This window comes from Halomonas sp. ML-15 (assembly GCF_014779595.1).
Taxonomy (GTDB): Bacteria; Pseudomonadota; Gammaproteobacteria; order Pseudomonadales; family Halomonadaceae; genus Franzmannia.
The window spans coordinates 115433-136739 of the sequence record NZ_JACXZT010000009.1; the positions used below are offsets into that span (position 1 = coordinate 115433).

At 61.8% G+C, this 21307-nt stretch carries 17 protein-coding genes and 1 other RNA gene; 14 read left to right on the plus strand and 4 right to left on the minus strand.

Going from position 1 to position 21307, the window contains the following annotated elements:
* Window positions 1-2 precede the first annotated feature (2 nt).
* Together IEI94_RS06210 and IEI94_RS06215 are read right to left on the minus strand one after the other, a co-directional pair.
* A complete protein-coding gene (locus IEI94_RS06210) occupies window positions 3-446 on the minus strand; it encodes a tripartite tricarboxylate transporter TctB family protein (RefSeq protein WP_191166456.1) in 444 nt (147 codons plus the stop codon).
* A gap of 57 nt (window positions 447-503) precedes the next feature.
* A complete protein-coding gene (locus IEI94_RS06215; RefSeq protein ID WP_191166457.1) occupies window positions 504-1475 on the minus strand; it encodes a Bug family tripartite tricarboxylate transporter substrate binding protein in 972 nt (323 codons plus the stop codon).
* A 246-nt stretch (window positions 1476-1721) separates the two neighbouring features.
* Here IEI94_RS06215 and IEI94_RS06220 point away from each other — a divergent pair, with 246 nt between their 5' ends.
* The 12 genes from IEI94_RS06220 (at window position 1722) to IEI94_RS06275 (ending at window position 14756) form a co-directional block, all read left to right on the plus strand.
* Window positions 1722-2462: a FadR/GntR family transcriptional regulator gene (locus IEI94_RS06220; RefSeq protein ID WP_191166458.1), complete on the plus strand. Its 741-nt coding sequence runs from the start codon at window positions 1722-1724 to the stop codon at window positions 2460-2462.
* A gap of 36 nt (window positions 2463-2498) precedes the next feature.
* Window positions 2499-3170: an RraA family protein gene (locus IEI94_RS06225; protein WP_191166459.1), complete on the plus strand. Its 672-nt coding sequence runs from the start codon at window positions 2499-2501 to the stop codon at window positions 3168-3170.
* A 6-nt stretch (window positions 3171-3176) separates the two neighbouring features.
* Window positions 3177-3923, plus strand: coding sequence for a sulfite exporter TauE/SafE family protein (locus IEI94_RS06230; protein WP_224749963.1), 747 nt, complete (start codon window positions 3177-3179; stop codon window positions 3921-3923).
* Between the two features lie 310 nt (window positions 3924-4233).
* Window positions 4234-6690, plus strand: a complete 2457-nt coding sequence (locus tag IEI94_RS06235) for an EAL domain-containing protein (protein ID WP_191166460.1) — start codon at window positions 4234-4236, stop codon at window positions 6688-6690.
* A gap of 44 nt (window positions 6691-6734) precedes the next feature.
* On the plus strand, window positions 6735-8453 hold the full coding sequence (locus tag IEI94_RS06240) for an ATPase domain-containing protein (protein WP_191166461.1): 1719 nt from the start codon (window positions 6735-6737) through the stop codon (window positions 8451-8453).
* Complete coding sequence (locus IEI94_RS06245; protein WP_191166462.1) at window positions 8450-8767, plus strand: circadian clock KaiB family protein; 318 nt, start codon at window positions 8450-8452, stop codon at window positions 8765-8767. The genes IEI94_RS06240 and IEI94_RS06245 overlap by 4 nt, the downstream gene beginning before the upstream one ends.
* A 154-nt stretch (window positions 8768-8921) precedes the next feature.
* Window positions 8922-9155: a hypothetical protein gene (locus IEI94_RS06250; RefSeq protein ID WP_191166463.1), complete on the plus strand. Its 234-nt coding sequence runs from the start codon at window positions 8922-8924 to the stop codon at window positions 9153-9155.
* A 106-nt stretch (window positions 9156-9261) separates the two neighbouring features.
* Window positions 9262-11676, plus strand: a complete 2415-nt coding sequence (locus tag IEI94_RS06255) for an N-6 DNA methylase (RefSeq protein WP_191166464.1) — start codon at window positions 9262-9264, stop codon at window positions 11674-11676.
* Entirely contained in the window at window positions 11669-12982 is a 1314-nt protein-coding gene (locus IEI94_RS06260) for a restriction endonuclease subunit S (RefSeq protein WP_191166465.1), read from the plus strand. Before IEI94_RS06255 ends, IEI94_RS06260 begins: the two co-directional genes overlap by 8 nt.
* Window positions 12983-13039: 57 nt before the next feature.
* Complete coding sequence (locus tag IEI94_RS06265) at window positions 13040-13246, plus strand: hypothetical protein (protein WP_191166604.1); 207 nt, start codon at window positions 13040-13042, stop codon at window positions 13244-13246.
* Complete coding sequence (locus tag IEI94_RS06270; protein ID WP_191166466.1) at window positions 13243-13833, plus strand: DUF6932 family protein; 591 nt, start codon at window positions 13243-13245, stop codon at window positions 13831-13833. Before IEI94_RS06265 ends, IEI94_RS06270 begins: the two co-directional genes overlap by 4 nt.
* Window positions 13830-14756, plus strand: a complete 927-nt coding sequence (locus tag IEI94_RS06275) for a hypothetical protein (protein ID WP_191166467.1) — start codon at window positions 13830-13832, stop codon at window positions 14754-14756. The genes IEI94_RS06270 and IEI94_RS06275 overlap by 4 nt, the downstream gene beginning before the upstream one ends.
* 371 nt (window positions 14757-15127) lie before the next feature.
* Here the strand turns inward: IEI94_RS06275 and IEI94_RS06280 are convergent, their stop codons facing one another.
* The gene (locus tag IEI94_RS06280; RefSeq protein ID WP_191166468.1) at window positions 15128-16444 is read right to left on the minus strand and encodes an ATP-binding protein; all 1317 of its coding nucleotides are present in this window, start codon (window positions 16442-16444) and stop codon (window positions 15128-15130) included.
* Between the two features lie 243 nt (window positions 16445-16687).
* Here IEI94_RS06280 and IEI94_RS06285 point away from each other — a divergent pair, with 243 nt between their 5' ends.
* Both IEI94_RS06285 and IEI94_RS06290 read left to right on the plus strand, forming a co-directional pair.
* Window positions 16688-20044, plus strand: a complete 3357-nt coding sequence (locus IEI94_RS06285; RefSeq protein ID WP_191166469.1) for a type I restriction endonuclease subunit R — start codon at window positions 16688-16690, stop codon at window positions 20042-20044.
* The gene (locus IEI94_RS06290) at window positions 20041-20742 is read left to right on the plus strand and encodes a M48 family metallopeptidase (RefSeq protein ID WP_191166470.1); all 702 of its coding nucleotides are present in this window, start codon (window positions 20041-20043) and stop codon (window positions 20740-20742) included. Before IEI94_RS06285 ends, IEI94_RS06290 begins: the two co-directional genes overlap by 4 nt.
* A 144-nt stretch (window positions 20743-20886) precedes the next feature.
* On the opposite strand, the gene ssrA is transcribed toward IEI94_RS06290, so the two are convergent.
* Window positions 20887-21266, minus strand: a transfer-messenger RNA (tmRNA) gene (gene ssrA, locus IEI94_RS06295).
* Window positions 21267-21307 lie beyond the last annotated feature (41 nt).

Here is a 21307-nt window from a genome sequence, read left to right on the forward strand (position 1 = left end):
GGTCAACTCCAGATCAGAAACGGAATGGGCACGCCCAGCACCAGGGCAAATAGCCCCCAGATCGCCGGGACGAGCACGCAGGCGAGCAGCAACAGCGCCAACTTGTTGGCGTTGCGGTCAGCCAGGCCGGCAAGCACCACCACCGCGAGCCCTGCGGGGGCGAAACCAAAGCGCGGCAAGAGCCAGGCAAACGCAATGATCGCCGCGGGGATGACCAGCCAGGGACGCAGGTTTAGGGGAGGGAGCTTTTCATGGGTGCGAAGCGAGCTGAGCACAACGCCGGCCCCCAGCAGTAACAGCAGCGTGCCAAGGGTGATCGGGAAGAAGCCTGGGCCCATACGACGTGGCGTACCGAAGCTGTAGTCGGAGGCCACCACCAGTACCAGGCTTCCAATCAGCACGCAGACCAATCCCGCCAAGAAGTCCTTGGAGGTAAGTACATTCATCGTCTAATCCCGTCAGAAGTGGCCAGGGCCCAATGGGCTGAGCCCTGGCCATTGATGTCAGTCGGCGCTGATGTTGGCTGCTTCGATGATGGTCGAGAACTGCTCGCGCAGATCATCCAGCATCTGGCCGAAATCCTCTGACGTCATGGGAGAGACGATGGCGCCCCGATCGGCGAAGGTGGTCTGGGCCTGCTCGGTTTCCAGGTAGGCCACCACATCTTCATAGATCTTCTCTACGATTTCATCGCTGACGCCCGACGGTGCGAACAGGCCTGCCCACTGGCCGGCTGCAACATTGGGAACCCCTCCCTCCATCAGGGTGGGAAGATCGGGATGCGACGCCACGCGCTCCTCACGCGCGACCCCCAGCAGTTTGATATCACCGCTATCGACGAAGGGACCAACGGACGACAGGGCCAGTACGCCGACCTCGGCTTCTCCAGAGGCAACAGCCGTGGCAGCCGGTGCACCGCCTCGGTAAGGGATGTGCACGGTATCGATGCCGGTTTCGTAGTTGATCCACTCTGGCACGATATGGTTCAGCGACCCGATGCCGGCTGATGCAAAGCTGATTTCACCTGGATTGGCTTCGGCATAGGCGAGGTAGTCTTCGGTGGTGTCGAACGGTGCGCCGCTGTAGGCCGCCAGCACGAGCGGGGTATCGCTGATCATGGTGATCGGGCGGAAGTCGGTGGCAGGATCGTAGGGGGCATCGTCAAACAGGTAGGGGTTGATGACGTTGACGCCCATGTCAGCCACAAACAGCGTGTGGCCATCGGGCGCGGCGCGCGCCACCGTAGTGGCAGCAACAAAACCTGCACCGCCGGTCCGGTTGTCGACGATGACCTCTTGACCCCATATTGGCGTCATGGCCTCTGCCACGGTGCGGGCGGCGATGTCGGCAATGCCTCCTGGTGCATAGGGCACCACGATGGTCACTGTCTGGTCGGGCCACGCATGTGCTGAGAGTGGGACGCTGGCGAGGGCGATAGCGCCGATGGCGTGTGCAAGGACCTTCTTATTGTTCATGTGGTATTCCTTATTATCGTTCTAACGGTGTGCTTGGCGTGTATCTTGGGCCTCTCGGTACGCAGGCAGATGGCGTGTCTGCCTCAATGGCGTTGAGTGGCGATCTCGTCTTGCCCTCCGTTGGCTGGCCAATCGAATCCTGACCTCAGGTTTGACCAATTATCGGGATAGGTCAAGAAATGGTTGCCCAATTTTTTTAAGCGACCTACAGTTGAGAATAAGGTGCTATTCACGCAAGGGGATGTTATGGAAGAACATCACGCAACGCTGGTACAGCTGCGCGCCTATCTGTCGCAGAGCGGCAAGCGGCCCAATGATCGCTTGCCCCCTGAGCGGGAATTGGCACGGCACGTAGGTGTCACGCGAGGTGAATTGCGCAAGGCGCTGGCCATTCTCGAGAAGGAGGGGCTGGTATGGCGCCACGTGGGTAAAGGCACCTTTGTCGGTGATCGCTCGCCTCTCAAGGCGTTCGATCCGGCGAATCTATTGCATCACTGCAGTCCGTCAGACATCGTTCGAGCGCGCATGACCTTTGAGCCCGGCCTGGCCGCTGAAGCGGCGCTGCAGGCCACGCCGAGGGATATCGAGGCGATGCGTGACGTGGCCAGGCGGAGTCGCGAAGCGTCGACCTGGCGTGAATACGAGGCCTGTGATAACCAGATCCACAAACTGATAGCCGATTCCACCCAGAACCTGATCACGGCCTCGATGTTCGACATGCTGTCGGGCGTGCGGCGGGCGATGGTGTGGGGGAGGCGCCGCACAGAGACGCTGCGCCCGCTGCCGGACCATCACTCGTTCATTGAGCACGAGCGTATTATCCAGGCGATTGCCGATCGTGACCCTGCCGCCGCCTCTGCGCAGATGCTGCAGCACCTTCTGAGCGTGGAGCGCCAGCTGCTTACGCCACACTCGCACATGGAATTGGTCCATCCCTTCGAGGGTGACGCCGATGTTTCAAACCAATCAAACCAATATAACCAATAAATGGCCGACGAATGATCGGCGCTGGAGACGCTTGCTATGACGAACCAACGATTGGATGGCAACACCCTGGAACGTTGCCGTGCGCTTTCCACCTCAAGCCTGAGCGATGCGCTTGATAAGCATGGGCTGCCCGGGGCGGTGGAGGGGTTGCGACCATTAATGCCGGAGGCCTGCATCGCGGGGCAGGCGTTTACCCTGGCCTACATGCCCGTGGGGGCCGAGGGCGGCACCGTAGGAGACTTCCTGGATGATCTGGGGGTGGGGGACGTGGTGGTGATTGACAACCGCGGCCGCACCGATTGCACCGTATGGGGCAATATCATGACCGAGGTGGCCAAGCGCAACGGGGTAGAGGGCACCGTGGTCGACGGCGTGAACCGTGATCTGCAGGAGAGCCTGGCGCTGACCTACCCCATCTGGTCGCGGCAGGGGCATATGCGAACGGGCAAGGACCGCGTAATGCTGCAGGCGATGAATGTGCCGGTCTGCCTTGGCACGGTTCGCGTTGAGCCGGGCGATCTGGTCTGCGCCGATGGCAACGGTGTGGTCGTGATTCCGCTGTCGCAAGTCGCCTCTGTACTCGCCACGGCAGAAAGCATCGAGGAGAAGGAAGAGGCCATACTGCGCGATGTTCGTAGCGGGTCGTCGTTGGGTGAGGCGCGGGCTAATCACGGCTACCATGCGCTACAGACCCGGGATGCTAGCTGACACTTCATGCTGATACTGCTGTCGATACTGACGCTGGCGCTGGCGGGGATTGTCAAAGGCGCCATTGGCTCTGGAGTGCCGCTGATCGTGGTGCCGGTGTTCACCGTGCTCTACGATATCCAGACCGCTATTGTCGTCTTGCTGGTGCCCAACCTGCTGAGCAATCTCTGGCAGGTTTGGCTCTACCGTCGCCATCTATTGCCCCTGTGCTTCCTGGTGGGATTTGCCGCAGCGGGGGGCTTGGGCGTGCTGCTGGGTACCTGGGCGCTGGTGAGCATCAACGAGAAGCTGCTGTCGATCACCGTTGCCGTAACCATGCTGGCTTACCTGGGATTGCGCCTGCTCCGACGTGATGCCGAGCTCGGACAGGCGCTGGCCAACAGGCTGGTCATCCCTGCCGGCCTGTGCGGCGGCGCACTGCAGGGCGCGGTGGGGATGTCGGCGCCGGTATCGGTGGCGTTTCTCAACTTCATGCGGCTGGAGCGCCGGGTGTTCATAGGCTCCATTTCGACGTTCTTTGCGGCCATCACGGTGGTACAGATACCCGCGCTACTGTCCGTCGGACTCGTCACATGGCCCCTGGCCATGGCCAGCGTGGCAGCATTCGTCGTCATCTGGCTGGCCATGCCGCTGGGAGGGCGGCTAGGGCATTACCTTGCCCGCGACGTGTTTGACAAGGTCATCATGGCACTGCTGTTTATCATTGCCATGCGGATCCTGCTGGACGCCTTGCTGTCATCCGTCAACGGTTAGCAGGCCCAGGGATAGCGGTATCCGGCGGGTGCCCGGGAAAGCACTGATTGATAATAGCGGAGGCCGGGGCACATACTGAGGAGAGCGATGACCGACTCCTCCTTATATGGATGCTGCTGCCCATGTGGATCCTACAACCATGTCGGCCGACATGGTGCCGGACACGACACCCCGTCATCCTGGTGGTGATCAGCGCCGTCCTGGCTGTCTTGGCGTCGAGCGCCAACGCCGATACCCATGACCCTTGGCACCCGTCCTGCGTGGCCTGCCTCGGCGACCTTCCGACCCTGGCCGCTGAAGTGACTGCGTAGTGAAGCTCCTGCGTCTCTCCCTTATCAGCATCACCGGTTGCCTGGTCGGCTTGGCGACCCTGGTGTTGCTGGGAGGCTACAGCCTGTCGCAGATGCAGGATAGGCAAGACGAAGTCGCCGTCTTGATGGCGTTGCAAAGTCGCATCAATAGTTTCTCTGTGGTCAGCGACAAGCTGCTGCGACAGCGGGCCGACCTCGAGCTCTGGGAGGCGTATCGGGGCGAGGCGGCCTCGATCCAGGCGGATTTGATCCCCTTCGCTGAAGACCACCTCGGTGCCGTGCAGGCCATACGCCATATCGACGATATCGTTGAGGAGCTCGAAAGCTTTTATGCGGTTCTTGTGCTCCCCCTGCCCGGTCAGATGATCACCAGCAAGGTGGCTGGCTATGGCATCGCTCTGGACGCGGCCCTCCAGGACATCGTTGGTCTGCGTCAGCATCAAGCCGCCAGGGCAACCCATAGGCTGTCCATCGGCTTCGCCACCACCGCGGGTGCCTTTGGGGTTCTCTGCGTGATCGCCTTTGGTGTGATATTCAGGCGCATCAATGGTCCCCTGCGAGCTATTTCCCGCGCTACCAGGCGGGTTGAGGCCGGAGAGTGGGGAGTTCGCGTCCCGTCGACGGGGACGGATGAATTCGCCGACCTTTCAGGCACCTTCAATCGGATGCTCGACCAGCAGGACAGCATGATGACGACCTTGTCCGGGGCCCTGGCCACGCGTCGGGCGCTGATCGACTCCCTCCCCGCCCATATCGCCCTGCTGGATGGCGACGGCAAGATTCTCGACGTCAACGACCAGTGGCGTCATTTCGGCACTCTCAATGATAGCCAGGACGCCAACTTCGGCGTCGGCAGCAACTACCTCGAGATTTGTCGTGCTGCCGATGGGGACTGTGCCGAGGATGCCCACAAGGCAGCCGTGGGCCTGAAGGCCGTGCTCGACGGCGACGAGCAAAGCTTCGTTTTCGAATATCCCTGCCACTCCCCGAGCCAGCCGTACTGGTTTCGCATGATGGCCAACCGGCTCGAGCCTGGCCGGGGCACGGAAGATTCCCTGGGTGTCGTGGTGATGCATGTGGATATCACCGAGCGCAAGATGGCGGAGATCGAGCTCAAGCAGCAGGCCTACCAGGACCCACTCACCGGTCTCGCCAATCGACTGGGCTTCAGTGAGGCTGTCTCGCAGCACCTTGACCGGCACGGCTGGGATCCGCAGGCCATCATCGCTCTGCTGGATATCAGGGAGATGCGCAACGTCAACGATGCCCACGGCTACGACATCGGAGATCGCCTGCTGATCGAGATGGCGCGTCGCCTTGAAGCGCATCTCTGCGACAACACTCTGATCGCTCGTATCAGCGGCGACCAGTTCATACTTTTCCTCCCCGGTGACGGCTCTTCCCACCCCAGTGAGCGTCTCGATGCGCTGACCGAGATCTTCCATCTGCCGGTGTGCATCGATGACATCGTCATCGAGATTGCGGCCCGTGTGGGCTACACCCTGCTCGGCGAGGACGAGCGTAGCGACGAAACCCTGCTCCATGAGGTAGAGATTGCCTTGCACGAGACCCGTCAGCGCGACATCAGTGAGTTCTATCGCTACAACCCCGAGATAGATCGGCTCGCCCAGCAGCGCATCGACATGACGCGCGACCTCCGGCGGGCCCTGAAGGAGGGCCAGTTCGAGCTGCACTATCAGCCCAAGGTGGATCTGGCCACCGGCGAGATGATGGGCTGCGAGGCGCTGCTCCGGTGGTTGCACCCGGAGCGTGGCATGCAGATGCCGGGCCAGTTCATCCCGGTCGCCGAGCAGAGCCAGTTGATCGGCCCGATCGGTGACTGGGTGCTGTTCCAGGCCTGCCGCCATCTCAGTGAGTGGCAAGAGGCAGGTCTCGATCTGGTCCAGGTCTCGGTCAACGTCTCGCTGGACCAGTTCCGCCTGGGCGACTTTACCCGCAAGGTGCGCGAGGCGCTCGATACCCATGGCATCGACCCGGCGGCACTGACCCTCGAGATCACCGAGAGTGTGTTCAGCGAGGAGTCCGAGTTGCTGCGTCGACAGATCAACGAGCTGCATGCGCTGGGGGTAAGGCTCTCACTGGATGACTTCGGCACCGGTTACTCGTCTCTGCTCTACCTTCAGCAGTACCCCTTCGACGAGATCAAGATCGACATGGGGTTCGTACGGCGCATTCTGGACGACCCTCTCAACCGCAACATCGTGTCCATGATACTGGGCATTAGCCAGGTGCTCGGGGCCGACACCGTGGCGGAAGGGGTAGAGAATACCGCCGTGCGTGACGCCCTGCTCGAGTTGGGATGCCATATCGGCCAAGGTTACTACTACAGCATGCCGCTCGAAGTGGAGGATTTCCGCTGGTTGCTGGAGAAGCGCTCCCGGCTGCCCCTGACGCCGCTCCCTTCCGGAAATAGTTCAAGAGATGGCGCACCATAGAGCAAGATTCCCCGCAGTTTAGCGTTAGGCAGTCTGGAGGTTCGATGAACGACACCGACACGACCACGGAGCGCGGTCTTATCAAGCGAGCCACCGGCATCCATCACCTGGATGCGGTCACCCACGGAGGACTGCCGGCCGCTGGAGCAACCTTGGTGGTCGGCGAACCGGGCTGCGGCAAGACCATTATCGGGCTGCAGATACTCGCCAGTGCCCTGGCAAGGGGGGAGGGCGGTGTCTTCATGAGCTTCGAGGAGGCTCCCGAGCAGATCCTGCGCAATTTCGATTCCTTCCGCTGGGGGCGGCAACTGCGAGAATCATCGCGCTGCGAAATCCTCGACGGCCAGGCGATAAAGGGGGGCGCATTCTCCGGCGGCTTCGATATCGAGGGGCTGCTCGCGGTGCTGGATCACTGCGCCAAGCGCGTGGAAGGCGCCTGGATCGTCCTCGATGGGATCGACCAGCTGCTACGTCGCCAACCCGACAGCCAGAGTGCCATCGACCAGATCGTCCAGCTCAATGATTGGAGCATCGAGCAGGGGTATTCTCTGCTGCTGACCGGCAAGCATACGGGCAAAGACCGTTTCCAGCCGGATCACCTCGGCGGCATCGAGTTCATGCTGAACACGATTCTGGTGCTGTCGAACACCCTGGTGGACAAGCGCCTCAACCGACGCTTCCGCATAGCCAAGTATCGGGGCACTAGCCACAACCCCAACGAGCTTGCCATGCTGATCGACGCTACCGGCATCCAGCTGCCCTATGCCGAGCCTTTCGCCGCCGAAGCGGTACCGGCCGCCGGCGAACGCATCAGCATCGGTATCGAACGTCTCGACAGCATACTCGAGGGTGGCGTCTATCGCGGCTCGATCACCCTGATCTCCGGCCAGCCCGGGACCTCCAAGACGACCCTGGGGGCGGCCTTTGTTGCGGCCGCCGCCGGGCGTGGCGAGCGAGCGCTTCTGCTCAGCTTCGACGAATTTGCCCGCCAGATCGTGCGCAATGTCGCTACCTTGGGCATTGACCTGCAGTCGCCCATCGATAGCGGTCATCTCAAGGTAGTCGCCAGGGCCAGCTGGGACGGGCTGGTGGAAGAGCACTACATGGCCGTGCTTGCACTACTCGATGATTTCCAGCCGGACTGCCTGGTCATCGACCCGGCCTCAGCCCTGCTCAAGTCGTCCGGTGCCGACAGCGCCTTCCTGGCCCTGGAGCGTCTGATTGCCGTGACCCGCACGCGGGGCATTACCACCATGATCACCTCGCTGTCAGAGGCCGATGACCCCTTTGGCGAGTCCTCCCTGAGTCACGCCTCGACCCTCGCGGATACCTGGATCGTGCTGCGCTACCAGATCAACGGCGGTGAGCGAAATCGCTCGCTGTCGGTGGTCAAGTCGAGGGGCACGGCCCACTCCAATCAGGTCCGCGAGATGATTCTCTCCTCCGAAGGTGTCGATCTCGCCGATGTCTATCCTTTCGGCAGCGAGGTCTTGATGGGCACGGCGCGGGCCCAGAAGGAGAGCGAGGAAGTCGACCTGCGACAGCGCCAGGTCAAGGAGCGCTTTCGACAGCAACAGCAGTTGGAACTGGAGATCGACAAGACCCGTGCTTCCATCCAGCAGGGCCAGGCGGAACTCGAGCGCCTTCAGGAGGAGCTGCTGGCAGAGCATCGTGACCAGACGGCAACCGATCGTGGCGCGGACCACCACCAGGACAGTATCCTGCGCCGCCGGAATCCCGGCCAGGGAGGGCAGGACCAGTGAACAGCGCACCCGCAGACGATGCCCACCCGCATGACGCGGTTCTTATTCTGTTCGTGACCGGCGAGGCGCCCCGGTCCCGCCGGGCCCACCAAAACCTGACGACCGCCCTGGCGGCTAGCGGAATCGGAGACGCCGCGCCCCGCGAGATCGATTTGCTGGGTGATCCGCAGGAGGCCATCAACTTCGGCATCTTCGCCACACCCGCCCTGATGCTCGTCGATGCGTCGGGAAGGCGCACAGTGCTCTACGGCGACCTCTCCGATGAGCACAGCCTGAAAACCTTTCTCTCGCCGCTCCGTGAGCCAAGGCGATGACAGCAACACGTCTAGGCAACAGACATTGTCCCAAGAAACGAAAAAGCACCCGTAGGTGCTTGATTAGATAATTCGTTTCACATTGCATCAGCGCGCTCCTACTGCTTAAGGTTACAGAGTGAAACAGCTCATTCTGTAGACTTAAGGAAGTTCCATGCCCCCATCATTACTGCGTTCAATCCTGTTGGTTGCTGTTGCCTTGCTCGTTTCGGCCTGCGCCACACCCAAGCCGCCCACTTGGCAAAAGGAAGGGGTCAGTGCCGAAGAGACGCGTACGGCCTACGCTGAGTGCCGCTATGAAATTGGCATGTCGGACAAGACTCAAGCAGAAGGACAGCAACTGCTGAATTACTGCATGGAGCGTCATGGCTTCAGGCTCCGCCCCTAGGCGCCATCAATCGGTCGTAGCCTTCTGCACCCAAGTTTGATGAGATAGACGCCAGTCACCACGGCCGCTCTAAGCGGCCGGCTCATCGCAAAGGGAACCGCTGTACATGATCCTCACCCTCAACCAGCTGGAACGGCACCTGTTCAAGGCGGCCGATATTCTGCGTGGCCGCATGGATGCCTCGGAGTTCAAGGAGTACATCTTTGGCATGCTGTTTCTTAAGCGCTGCTCGGATGTCTTCGAACAGCGTCAGGAGGAGGTCCGCGGCCAGCTCAGGCAGGCCGGCAAGGGCGAGGTGGAGATCGCCAACGTCATCGAGATGCCAAGCTGGTACAAGGCCACCTTCTACGTACCCCACCAGGCCCGCTGGTCGTATCTGCTCAAGGAAGCCCACCAGGGCGTGGGCAATGCGCTCAACAAGGCGCTGGCCGGACTCGAAGAGCATAACCCCAGCCTCGCCGGGGTGCTCGAGCATATCGATTTCACCCGCAAGGTGGGTTCCACCACGCTGCCGGATAAGAAGCTCCGCGAGTTGATCGTCCACTTCAGCGAGTACCGCCTGCGCAACGAGGACTTCGAGTTCCCCGACCTGCTCGGCGCCGCCTACGAGTACCTGATCCGCGACTTCGCCGACTCCGCCGGCAAGAAGGGCGGCGAGTTCTACACGCCGCGTCCGGTGGTCCGCATGATGGTGCGGCTGATGAACCCCCAGGAGGGCCACAGCGTCTACGACCCCTGCATGGGCTCAGGCGGTATGCTGATCCACGCCAAGGAGTACCTGGAGGAGCAGGGCGGCGATCCGCGCCGGCTCAACCTCTTCGGCCAGGAGGCCTCCGGCTCGGTGTGGGCCATCGCCAAGATGAACATGCTGCTGCACGGCATCGGCTCAGCCAACCTGCAAAACGACGATACCCTCACCGACCCGCAGCACGTCGAGGGGGGCGAGCTTACGCGCTTCGACCGCATCCTGACCAATCCGCCCTTCTCCATCGGCTACACACCGAGCCAGCACTTCCCTGAGCGGTTCCACTACGGCAGCGTGCCTGAGGGCGCCAAGAAGGCCGACCTGATGTTCCTGCAGCACATGGTCGCCTGCCTCAAGTCCGACGGCCGCCTGGCCACCGTCATGCCCCACGGCGTGCTGTTCCGCGGCGGCGATGAGAAGCGCATCCGCGCCGGCCTGCTCGAGGATGACCTGGTCGAGGCGGTAATCGGCCTGGCCCCCAACCTCTTCTACGGCACCGGCATCCCGGCCAGTGTCCTGGTACTGCGTGCCAAGGGCGCCAAGCCCGATGAGCGCAAGGGCCGGGTGCTGTTCATCAACGCCGACCGCGAATACTACGAGGGCCGCGCCCAGAACCACCTGCTGGCCGAGCATATCGAGAAGATCGCCAGTACCTACGAGACCTTCGAGGAGGTGCCCGGCTTCGCCCGGGTGGTGTCCCTCGAGGCGCTGCGCGACAACGACTACAACCTCAACATCCGCCGCTACGCCGACAACACTCCGTCGCCGGAGCCCCAGGACGTACGCGGCCACCTCAAGGGCGGCGTGCCGGTGGCGGAGATCGACGCCAGGCGCCCGCTGTTCGACGCCCAGGGCCTCGACCCCATGACGCTCTTCACGTCCCGAGCGAACGACCCCGACTACGTGGACTTCGCCGAGCACCTGGCCGAGAAGCGTGACCTCAAGCCCGCCATCGAGTCGGACGCCGGCCTTAACACCAAGGAAGCCAGCGTGATGGCCGCCTTCGAGACGTGGTGGGCCGAGCACGGCGCCAGCATCACCGGCCTCTCCGGCAACGGCGGCCGGCTTACACAGCTGCGCGACGAGCTGCTGGGCAGCTTCACCGCGGCCCTGGAACCCACCGCCATGCTCGACCGCTTCGCGGTGCGCGGCATCATCGCGGGCTTCTGGTTCGACAACAAGAACGAGTTTCGCACCCTGCAGACCAGGGGCTGCCTGGGCGTAGTGGACGCCTGGCGCACGACGATCAACAGCCTGCTGGAGGACGAGCAGAGCAAGGCCAACCCCCTCGACCATCGCCTGGTCCATTTCCTGCTGGAAGAGTACGTCGCCGAGCTCGAGGCGCTCGCCGCCAGCAAGGCCGAGCTCGACGCCCGGATCAAGGCCGCCGAGGCCAAGCCCGAGGGTGATGAGGACGGCGCCGATGTCAGCGAGGACGACGACGCTCCTACTATGGCCGAGATCAAGGCCTGGAAGAGCGAGCGCAACCAGGTGAAGAAGCAACATAAGGCCAAGGTCGCCAGCTTCGAGCAGCACCTCAACGCCGCGGTGGACGCTCTCGACGAGCCCGCCGCCGCCGAGCTCGTCGGCACCATCCTGCACAACGGCCTCAAGGGCATTCTCGAGCGCTATATCCGCCAGCAGCGCCAGCAGGTGATCGCCGCCTTCGAGACCTGGTGGGACAAGTACCGGGTGACGCTGGCCGATATCGAGGTCGAGCGGGACGCTGCTGCCAAGGAGCTGCAGCAGTATCTGGAGGGGCTGGGGTATGTTTGAGCCTATCTCCGAGCTCGCTGAAATCAATCCGCCCCTCAGAGCCCCAGTTCTAGATCGTTCTGACGACCTGGTTTCTTTCATCCCGATGGGTGACGTGAGCGAAAGCGGTCAGTGGTTGACTCACAAGACGAGGCCGTTACGAGAGGTGAAGTCTGGCTTCACTCCGTTTCAGGAAGGTGATGTTCTTATCGCAAAGATCACCCCCTGCATGGAGAATGGCAAAGGCGCCCATGCCGTTGGCCTGGAGAACGGAGTCGGCTATGGCAGTACAGAGTTCCATGTTCTGCGGGCCAAAGCCGAAAACTCGCCCCGCTATATCTTTCACATCTCCCAAAGCTCGAGCCTCAGGCTGAAAGCGGAAGCCTCTATGATCGGATCAGCCGGTCAGAAGCGGGTGCCCTCGGAGTTCTTTCGAAAGCACCGAGTCTTTGCCCCCGTCCTGACTGAACAGCGCCAGATCGCCCAAATACTCGACACCCTCGACACCCAGATCCACAAGACCGAGGCGCTGATCGCCAAGCTGGAGAAGGTCAAGGAGGGCCTGCTTCACGACCTGCTGACACGCGGCATCGATGAAAATGGCCGGCTACGACCCAGCCCCGATCAGGCGCCGGAGCTCTACAAGGAGTCGCCGCTGGGGTTGATTCCTAGGGAGTGGAGTATTGCCTACCTGAGTGATTTACTGGCTTCTGTCAGTCCTGCAATGCGTTCAGGCCCCTTCGGAAGTGCATTGCTGAAAGATGAACTGGTGGAGAGCGGCGCGCCCCTGCTCGGGATTGACAATGTCAAAGTAGAGGAATTTTCAGCCAATTTCTCTCGATTCATCACACCCGAAAAATTCGCCGAGCTATCAAGGTATGCGGTCCGCCCCAACGACATTATGATTACAATCATGGGTACAGTCGGCCGGTGCTGCATAGTTCCCGAAGGCATTGGGGATGCGCTTTCCTCCAAGCACACATGGACTCTGACTCTCGACCAAGAAAAGTATTCGCCTTTTCTGGCCATGCTGCAGATTAATTATATGTCTTGGGTGCTCAATCATTTCAGTCGTGATCAGCAAGGTGGAACTATGTCCGCCATACGGTCTGAGACACTAGCGTCGCTTTGCCTTCCTGTTCCGCCCCGGCATGAGCAGTCTGAAATAGAGTTCCGTCTTCTTGAAATAAACAAACGTCTTGCATCGGAGATTACTGCGCTTAGCAAGATGCGACTTGAGAAATCAGGCCTTATGGACGACCTCCTTACCGGCCGTGTCCGCGTCACACCGCTGCTCGACCAAGCCCGGGCCACCACCCCGGCATAGAGCGGGGCTCTTACAACACCATCACAACACCAGGACCAAGTCGCACAGGGAACTGCCATGACCACCTTCGACAGCGCTCTTTCAATGTTCTGGCGCTCGCTGCCGCTCTTTCCGAAGTTCAGGCTCAAGGACATCATCACCGGCAAGATCCAGCTCCCCGATTTCCAGCGCGGCTGGGTCTCGGGTGGCGCATGGCGGGCTGTCGGTCGGACAACTAAGATAAGAGCGAGACGTCCAATAAGTGAACGCAGGGAAGCCCCATGATCAACGTGCCGATTCCTGACTGGACCGCAGAAGGCGTGCTGCCGCCGGTGGATGCGAACAGCCCGACATCGCCGGCCCGCTCCCCTTACGAGGTGTCACTGGTCGATCTCGTCCAGCGCTTCGGCACTTCACAGGAGCGCATCAGGATACTCGATGGTTTTCTGCGCTACCGCCAGGGGCTTCACGATGCCGGGCTGACCCAAGGGTTCCAGTGGCTGGATGGAAGCTATATGGAACACGTTGAGTCACTTGAGAAACGGCCCCCGAATGATATTGACTTGGTTAGCTTTATCGAGTTTCCCGAAGGAATGGATGAGCGAACAATTCGAGATCACTTTTCTGATGCGATTGGTTTATCAAGAAGCAGCCGAATTCTCGTCAAAAGGTCATTCATGGTGGATGCCTTCCTGGTGCCTCTCAGTTCTATATCTGCGGTCGAGCTTGTACAGATTAGCACCTACTGGTATAGCGTCTGGTCTCACCGAAGAGATAGAGCATGGAAGGGATTTCTTCAGGTTTCTCTTTCGCCAGCTCACGAAGCGAGGCAGTGTCTTGACGCCCTCGCTGCTCAGGAGGATGGCTCATGAACCGTCAGGAATATATTGACCTTCAAGCCGAATGCAACACGCTTAGGGGGATGCTGGCAAAGATACCTGGAGATCGTGTGCTCTCCAGGGCCAGCCTGGAAATTCGGCTTGAAGAACTCGAAGAAAAATTGGCAGATACCTCTGTCCTGGAGTGCGAGCCTGCCAAGGCAGTACTGACGTTCAACGGCCGTCCTGTCAAAGGGTCAGAGGGAATTCTGGCTGCTTTCGCTTCCAAGGCGCTCTCTTCGTTTTCGGAGGCAATTACCGCCGTGGGCGCCTCGCTTCATGCCACGCTGGCAGCCACGGGTCCGGTGCCTAATCGCGACCAGTATCAGATGATGATCACCGGTACCGCTCGCGGCTCATTTGGCTTTCAGCTTCAGGACGCTACAGCACAGCTAGAATTTGCTGAGGATAGCACCGTCGCCAAGGCTCTGGAGGCAACGCGCTCCTTACTTGACGGAAGTATCGGAGTCGATGACGATCAACTGGCAGAAGCCGCTGCTGATATGGATCAGCGTGCGCTGGACAAGATTCGCAGCTTTGTAAGCGTACTGAATGACAACGAAGCCGTTTGCACGCTCATGCATGGTGACAAATCATTTCACTTCAAGGATTCAACTCAGGTCAAACGCAGCCTCGAACGGTTGAGCACGGAGTATCTATCCGAGAGCGAACGGATGCTCTCGGTAGTATTTGGCGGCGCCCTTCCACACAGGGGAAGCTGTGAATTCCAGATTGAAGAAAGCAAGGAGTGGTTGACAGCCAAGATAGGGCCAGGCGTCGAATCCCCCGACTCCATCAATGATCATCGTGGGGAAATGGTCGCGGCTAAGATGCTGGTGACCCAAGCCGGGCATGGCAGGCCACGCTACAAATTGCTGGAGCTGCCTGCATGGCCAACACGTCAGTCGTCGGAGTGAGCGCGTGAGCGAGCGCTCGACTATGGCGACTCTGCCGCACGCCATGCTGGGGGAGTTGATCCGCCGCTACTGAGTGCTGGGTATCGAGTGCTCTATGCTTGAGGTGCATCACCTCGCCTGGCTGCTGGTACGGCAATGCCAGCGTCATGGGCTGCGTGATCCCCTTGGGGCCGCCTTCCAGGCTCACCGCTACGGGCCTTATGCCGATGACTCATTGAAAGTGACCTTGGCCGGAACGGTTGGTGATCTACTCGGCTGCGAAGGCGACATTAACACCTCGGATGTCGCCATTGTATGGTTTGACGAGAGCCAACACGCTGAAATGGAAGCGAGGCTGGCAATGGCCGATACCGAGCCCTATCGAGCGCCATTCAATACCCCATACTTAGATCCTGCGCCTGGTCCACCAGGGCCTGCAGCGCGGCTTCGCTGGAGATGGCCTTTCCCGGCTCCTCCCCCCACAGCATGCCGACAGGCACGGCGTAGCAGCCCGGCACTTGCAGCTTGAGGCAGTGGCGACCGGTGTAGATCAGCATGCCACCGCGGAACCCTCTGCCGGCCTGGTCGGCGAGCCGGGCCAGGCCGGCGGCGTCCTTGGCCTGGACACTGGCGGCACGCTTGACCTTCACTCCCCAAAGCTCCTGACCGCGCTCGATGACGAGATCGACCTCGACCTGGTCCTTGTCTCGGTAGTGGGAAAATCGTAGCTCAGGGTCTACCCAGGAGGCCTGAGCCATCAGCTGTTCGACCACATGGCTCTCCATCAGGGCACCGAAGCGTTCTGCCTTGGTTAGCCACTGGTCAGGTCCCAAGCGTCCCAGAGCCGCGGCAAGCCCGGTATCCATTAGATGCAGCTTGGGGCTCTTGATCAGCCGCTTGGCCTGATTACGGTGCCAGGCGGGGAGCTGCTGAACCAGAAAGAGGCGCTCCAGGATACCGAGGTACTTGACGACGGTTGCACGCTCCATTCCCTGTTCCTTGCTCAGCGTGCTGACGTTGAGCAGGCTGGCAGTGCGGTAGGCCAACAACTCGATCAGGCGCAGCATCCCGTCTTCGTCCTGAATGGCCGCGATATCTCGCACGTCGCGCTGCACAATGGCGTTGAGGTACTGGCGATACCACTGACGTGCCCGGTGGGGCCGCCGGCGGTTGGGTTCGGGATAGCCACCTTGGCAGAGCACCTCTGCCGTAGGGGCGAGTGGCGCGGTATCCGGCACCATTTTGGGTGCTAGCTCCCCCGCCACCAGTGTCGCGAGCAGAGTCGACGTGCTGACGCGCTTCTCCTGCTCGGTCAGCGGATGCAGGTAGATGACCTCCATGCGTCCAGCCAGGGAGTCCTGAGCCTTGGGTAGGAGCAACAAGTTGGCGGAGCCTGTGAGCAGGAAGCGGCCCGGCTGGCGATTGCGATCCACCACTGACTTGATCGCCAGCAGCAGTTCCGGTGCTCGCTGTACTTCGTCCAGAATGACGCGTTCAGGCAGGCTCTCGACAAACCCGAGCGGATCCTGCCGAGCCGCTTCCAGCAGCGTCGAGTCATCCAGATTAAGATAGGTGCGCTCGGGCTCGATGCGCCGAGCGAGGGTCGTCTTGCCCACCTGACGCGGCCCCAGTAGGCAGACCACCGGCGTATCAGCGAGGGACTCAAGCACTCGATCGCGAATCAGCCGTGGGAGATAAGGGGATTCCATGCTGCGCCTCTTTCAGCGTCCAGTTGCTGGCTAGAGTATCGTCCACCTGATGGCTAGTTCATCGTCCAATTGATTCCTGATGGTTCGTCTAATTGATGATAGTTCCTTCGTCAATCTGTTGAATAACCCTCTGGCTGACTGTGGTGCTTGGCGGGGGCGGGGGCGGCTCCGCCCAGGAAATTTCCCGCTTGGCACCGCTTTCGTTACCATCGAAGGCACTCATTGCATCCTGGAGCTCTCACCATGGCAGGTCCCGAGTACACGGACGTCGAGAAGCCCTTCATCGACCAGTTGGTGGGGCAGGGCTGGGAGTTCCTCGCCGGTTCCCTGGACGATCCCGGCGCCACTCACCGTGAGAGCTTCTCCCAGGTGGTGATGGAGCCCGTGCTGCGCGAGCGGCTGCGCAAGATCAACCTGCACGACGGCCAGCCCTGGCTGGACGACAGCCGCCTGGACCAGGCGGTATCCGCCATCACTCGCCTGCCGGCCAGCAGGGTGCTGGAAGCCAACCAGCTCGCCACCGATCTGCTGGTCAACGGCCTGGCGGTGGAGGGGCTCGAGGGCTGGGACGGCGGTCGCGGCCAGACTCTGCGCTACATCGACTGGGAGGAGCCGGCCAATAACGCCTTCACCGTGGTCAACCAGTTCAAGGTGAAGTGCCCGCCGGGTCACGATACCGGCAAGGGGCACGTGATCCCTGACCTGGTGCTGTTCGTCAACGGCATCCCACTGGTGGTGGTGGAGTGCAAGAGCCGCAGCGTGCCGGAGGGCCTCAGCCAAGCGGTGGATCAGCTGCGCCGCTACCATGACCAGCGCTTCCTGGAGGGCGAGGTGGGGGAGCATGAGGGCGCTCCGGCGCTGTTCGCCACCAGCCAGTTCCTGGTGGCCAGCAACTTCGATGAGGCCCGGGTGGGTACCATCGGCGCCCGCTTCGCTCACTACCTGAGCTGGAAGACCGTCGCCCCGATGCGTGAGGCCGAAGCGGCTATCGATCTTGGCGTGGCCGATCTCTCCGCCCAGCAGCGTCTGATCGCCGGCATGCTGACGCGAGCGAACCTGCTCGACATCGTGCGCCACTACACCCTGTTCATGAACGTCGGCGGCCAGACGATCAAGCTGGTGTGCCGCTATCAGCAGTTTCGCGGCGTGACCCGGGCCGTCGAGCGGCTGAAGAGCGGCAAGACCCGCCTCGAGGACGGCGAGGCCGACCGCCGGGGCGGTATCGTCTGGCACACCCAGGGCAGCGGTAAAAGCCTCTCCATGGTGTTCCTGGTGCGTAAGCTGCGCACCGACCCGACCCTGCGGCGCTTCAAGGTGGTGGTGATCACCGACCGCAAGGACCTCCAGGCCCAGCTGGCGGCCACCGCCGAGCTCACCGGCGAGGGCGTCGAGCGGGCCGGCAACACCGCCCAGCTCAAAAAGCTGCTGGCGCGGGACGGCCCCGGGCTGGTGTTTGGCACGGTTCAGAAATATAGAGACCAGAAGTACCGGGACTCTGACGCCGACGACGAGGCAGACTCATACGATGAGCGCAGTGGCGGGGGGTTGGACAGCGGCCGCCGCGATGCTGCCGAGCCCCTCAAGAAGCCGTCCCTGAGCGCTCCCTTCGAGGTGCTCAACACCAGCGAGGACATCCTGATCCTGGTGGACGAGGCCCATCGCACCCAGGCTGGTGATCTACACGCCAACATGATGCGCGCCCTGCCCAACGCCGCCCGTATCGGCTTCACTGGTACGCCCATCATCATGGGTGACAAGAAACGTACCCACGACATCTTCGGCGAGTACATCGACCGCTACACCATCAAGGAGGCGGAGCAGGACGGCGCCACCGTGCCGATCCTCTACGAGGGGCGGACCGCCAAGGGGGCGATCAAGGATGGCGCCAGCCTCGACGGCCTCTTCGAAGACCTGTTCCGCGACCACAGCAAGGAGGAGCTGGAGGCGATCAAGAAGAAGTACGCCACCAAGGGGCAGATCTTCGAGGCGCCACAGCTGATCCAGGAGAAGGCCGAGGACATCCTGCGCCACTACGTCACCCACATCCTGCCCAACGGCTACAAGGCCCAGCTGGTGGTCTACAGTCGCCGTGCGGCACTGCGCTACGTCGAGGCTTTGGAACAGGGCAGAGCTGAGCTGCTGGAGGAGGCGCTGGCGCTCTCTCCCGAGGACAAGGCGCTGGACGACACCCAGCTGCTCGCTCGGCCACTGCGGGTCAAGGCGGCCATCCAGGCTTGGCGCTATCGCGACGTCCTGCGCGAGCTGGAATTCGCCGTGGTGTTCAGCAGCGACAACAATGACGACCCCTCCTGGGCCAGGTGGAGCGACCGTGCCGCCGTCGAGAGCCATATCAAGCGCTTCAAGAAGCCACTGCCGCCGCTGGATGGAGCAACACCCAAGGACCCCACCAAGCACGACCCGCTGGCCTTCCTGATCGTCAAAAGCATGCTGCTGACCGGCTTTGATGCGCCCATCGAGGGGGTGATGTACCTCGACCGCTCCCTGCGCGAGGCGGAGCTGCTGCAGGCCATCGCCCGGGTCAACCGCACCGGCCACGGCAAGACCCACGGCATCGTGGTGGACTATTTCGGCGTAGCCAACCACCTCAAGGAGGCGCTAGCCGCCTACAGCGAAGAGGACATCGAGGGCGCCCTGCAGAGCCTCAAGGATGAGATCCCGCTGCTGCGCGACCGCCACCTGCGGGTCGTCGACGTGCTGCGCGGCCAGGGCGTGGACGACCTGGACGACACCGAGGAGGCGGTGCAGGCCTTGGCTGATGAGCGTGTGCGCGCCGAGTTCGTGGTCAAGCTCAAGGAGTTCAATCGCGGCCTGGATGACGTCCTGCCCCGGCCCGAGGGGCTGGAGTTCGTCAACGACGCCAAGCGGCTCGCCTTTATTCATGCCCTGGCCCGCAATCGCTACAAGGACACCCCGGAACTCGGCCGCGACATCGGCAACAAGGTGCGCAAGCTGATCGACGACTACGTGATTTCACTCGGCATCGACCCACGCATCCCGCCGGTGCAGCTCACCGACGCCGAATTCGACGCGCACCTCGGCCGCCAGGCCGGTGACCGCGCCAAGGCCTCGGAGATGGAGCACGCCGTGCGCTCCCACGTGCGCAAGCACCTGGACGAGGACCCGGTGAAGTTCGGTCGCCTCAGCGAGCGCCTGGAGGAGCTGCTCCAGCAGCTCGACGGCCAGTGGGCCGATCAGGTCGAAGCGCTGAAGACACTGATCGGCCAATTACGCGATGGCGCAACTGGTCCGGGCGAGGGGATGCCCGATATGCCCGCTCATGCTCAACCCTTCTGGCGCGAGCTGGCTGCCAGCGCCAGCCTGGAGCCGGATAGCATCGACTCGGCCACCGCCCAGAAGCTGCTCGATGCCACTGGGGAGGTGGTGGCGACGATCCAGCAGGAGATCGCCATTCCCGACTTCTGGAAGCCCTCGCATATCCCCGATCAGGAGCGCCTCAAGCAGCACCTGTTCAGCCAGCTAATGATGGGCAGCCTGGTTCCCGTGGATCAGGCCGAGGCCACCGCCGAGCGGCTCTTCGACCTCGCCCGCAGCAACCACCAGAAATTGGTGAGCGCGTGACGCAGCTCGCCGTGGACGACCTCACCTTCGAAGTGCGTGAGAGCTCGCGTCGCAAGACGTTGGAGATCACCGTGGACCGCGAGGGCGAGCTGGTGATTGCCGCGCCCACCGGCACCGAGGAACGGCTCCTGCGCGACTTCGTGATCGAGAAACGGCTGTGGATTTATCAGAAGCTGGCCGAGAAGGCCGAGCGCCGCCGCCGGCTGCCGCGCAAGGAGTTCGTCAACGGCGAGGGCTTCCTCTACCTGGGGCGCAGCTACCGGCTGAAGTGCGTGCCCCCTGATGCCCAGGAGGCCCCGCTCAAGCTCGCCGCCGGCCGCTTCCAGCTCCGTGAGGACGCCCTGAGCGAGGCCCGGGAACACTTCGTTCGCTGGTACAGCGCCCGCGCCAGTGACTGGCTTGCCGCCAGGGTGAAGGCGCATTCCCAGCGCATGGAGGTGGAACCCGCCGGGGTAACGGTCCAGGATCTCGGCTATCGATGGGGCTCCTGCGGCAAGGGCAACCGGGTCTACTTTCACTGGAAGACCATCCTGCTGCCTCGCCATATCGCCGAATACGTGGTTGTCCACGAGCTGGTTCACCTTCACGAGCCCCACCACACCCCCGCCTTCTGGCGCCGCCTGGAGCGGGTCATACCAGACTACGAGCAGCGCAAGCGCTGGCTCGCTCGGCATGGGATAGAGGTGGAGGGCGTCTAAAAGTGATGGGACGACCGTTGCTACCAGGGGAACACCATTGCTGGCATCTTGCCAAAAAGCTGACCACACCATGCCAAAAACAGACCCAATCATGCCCCCAGAAACGAAAAAAGCACCCGTAGGTGCTTGATTCGTATGCTTTGTTGGTGGAGGCGGCGGGAATTGAACCCGCGTCCGCCGGCACTCGCTCTTCGGCTCTACATGCTTAGTTCCGTCTTTTGATTTAACGCCACTGGCTCCGACGGGCAGGATCCAGCTACGCGATTCTTCAAAGTTTTAGCAGTTGACGTGAAGACGCCGCCAACCGCGATCCCATCAGTTTGCGCTCATATCCCCGCCGTGATGAATGGGCACATCACTTTGGGGCCGGACTAGAAGCTAACAGCTATTAAGCTGCCAGCGCGCCCTGAGCGTAGTTGTCGTCGTTTGCGACTATTTAGTCGTGATGTTTTATTTACGAGATACATCACGCTCTCGGCATGCACCTAGGAGGTTGTCACCGGCGTCGAAGCCATGTCGCCCCCGTGGAACCTCTTCATTCTAACAGGTGGGGACGGCGCGACGC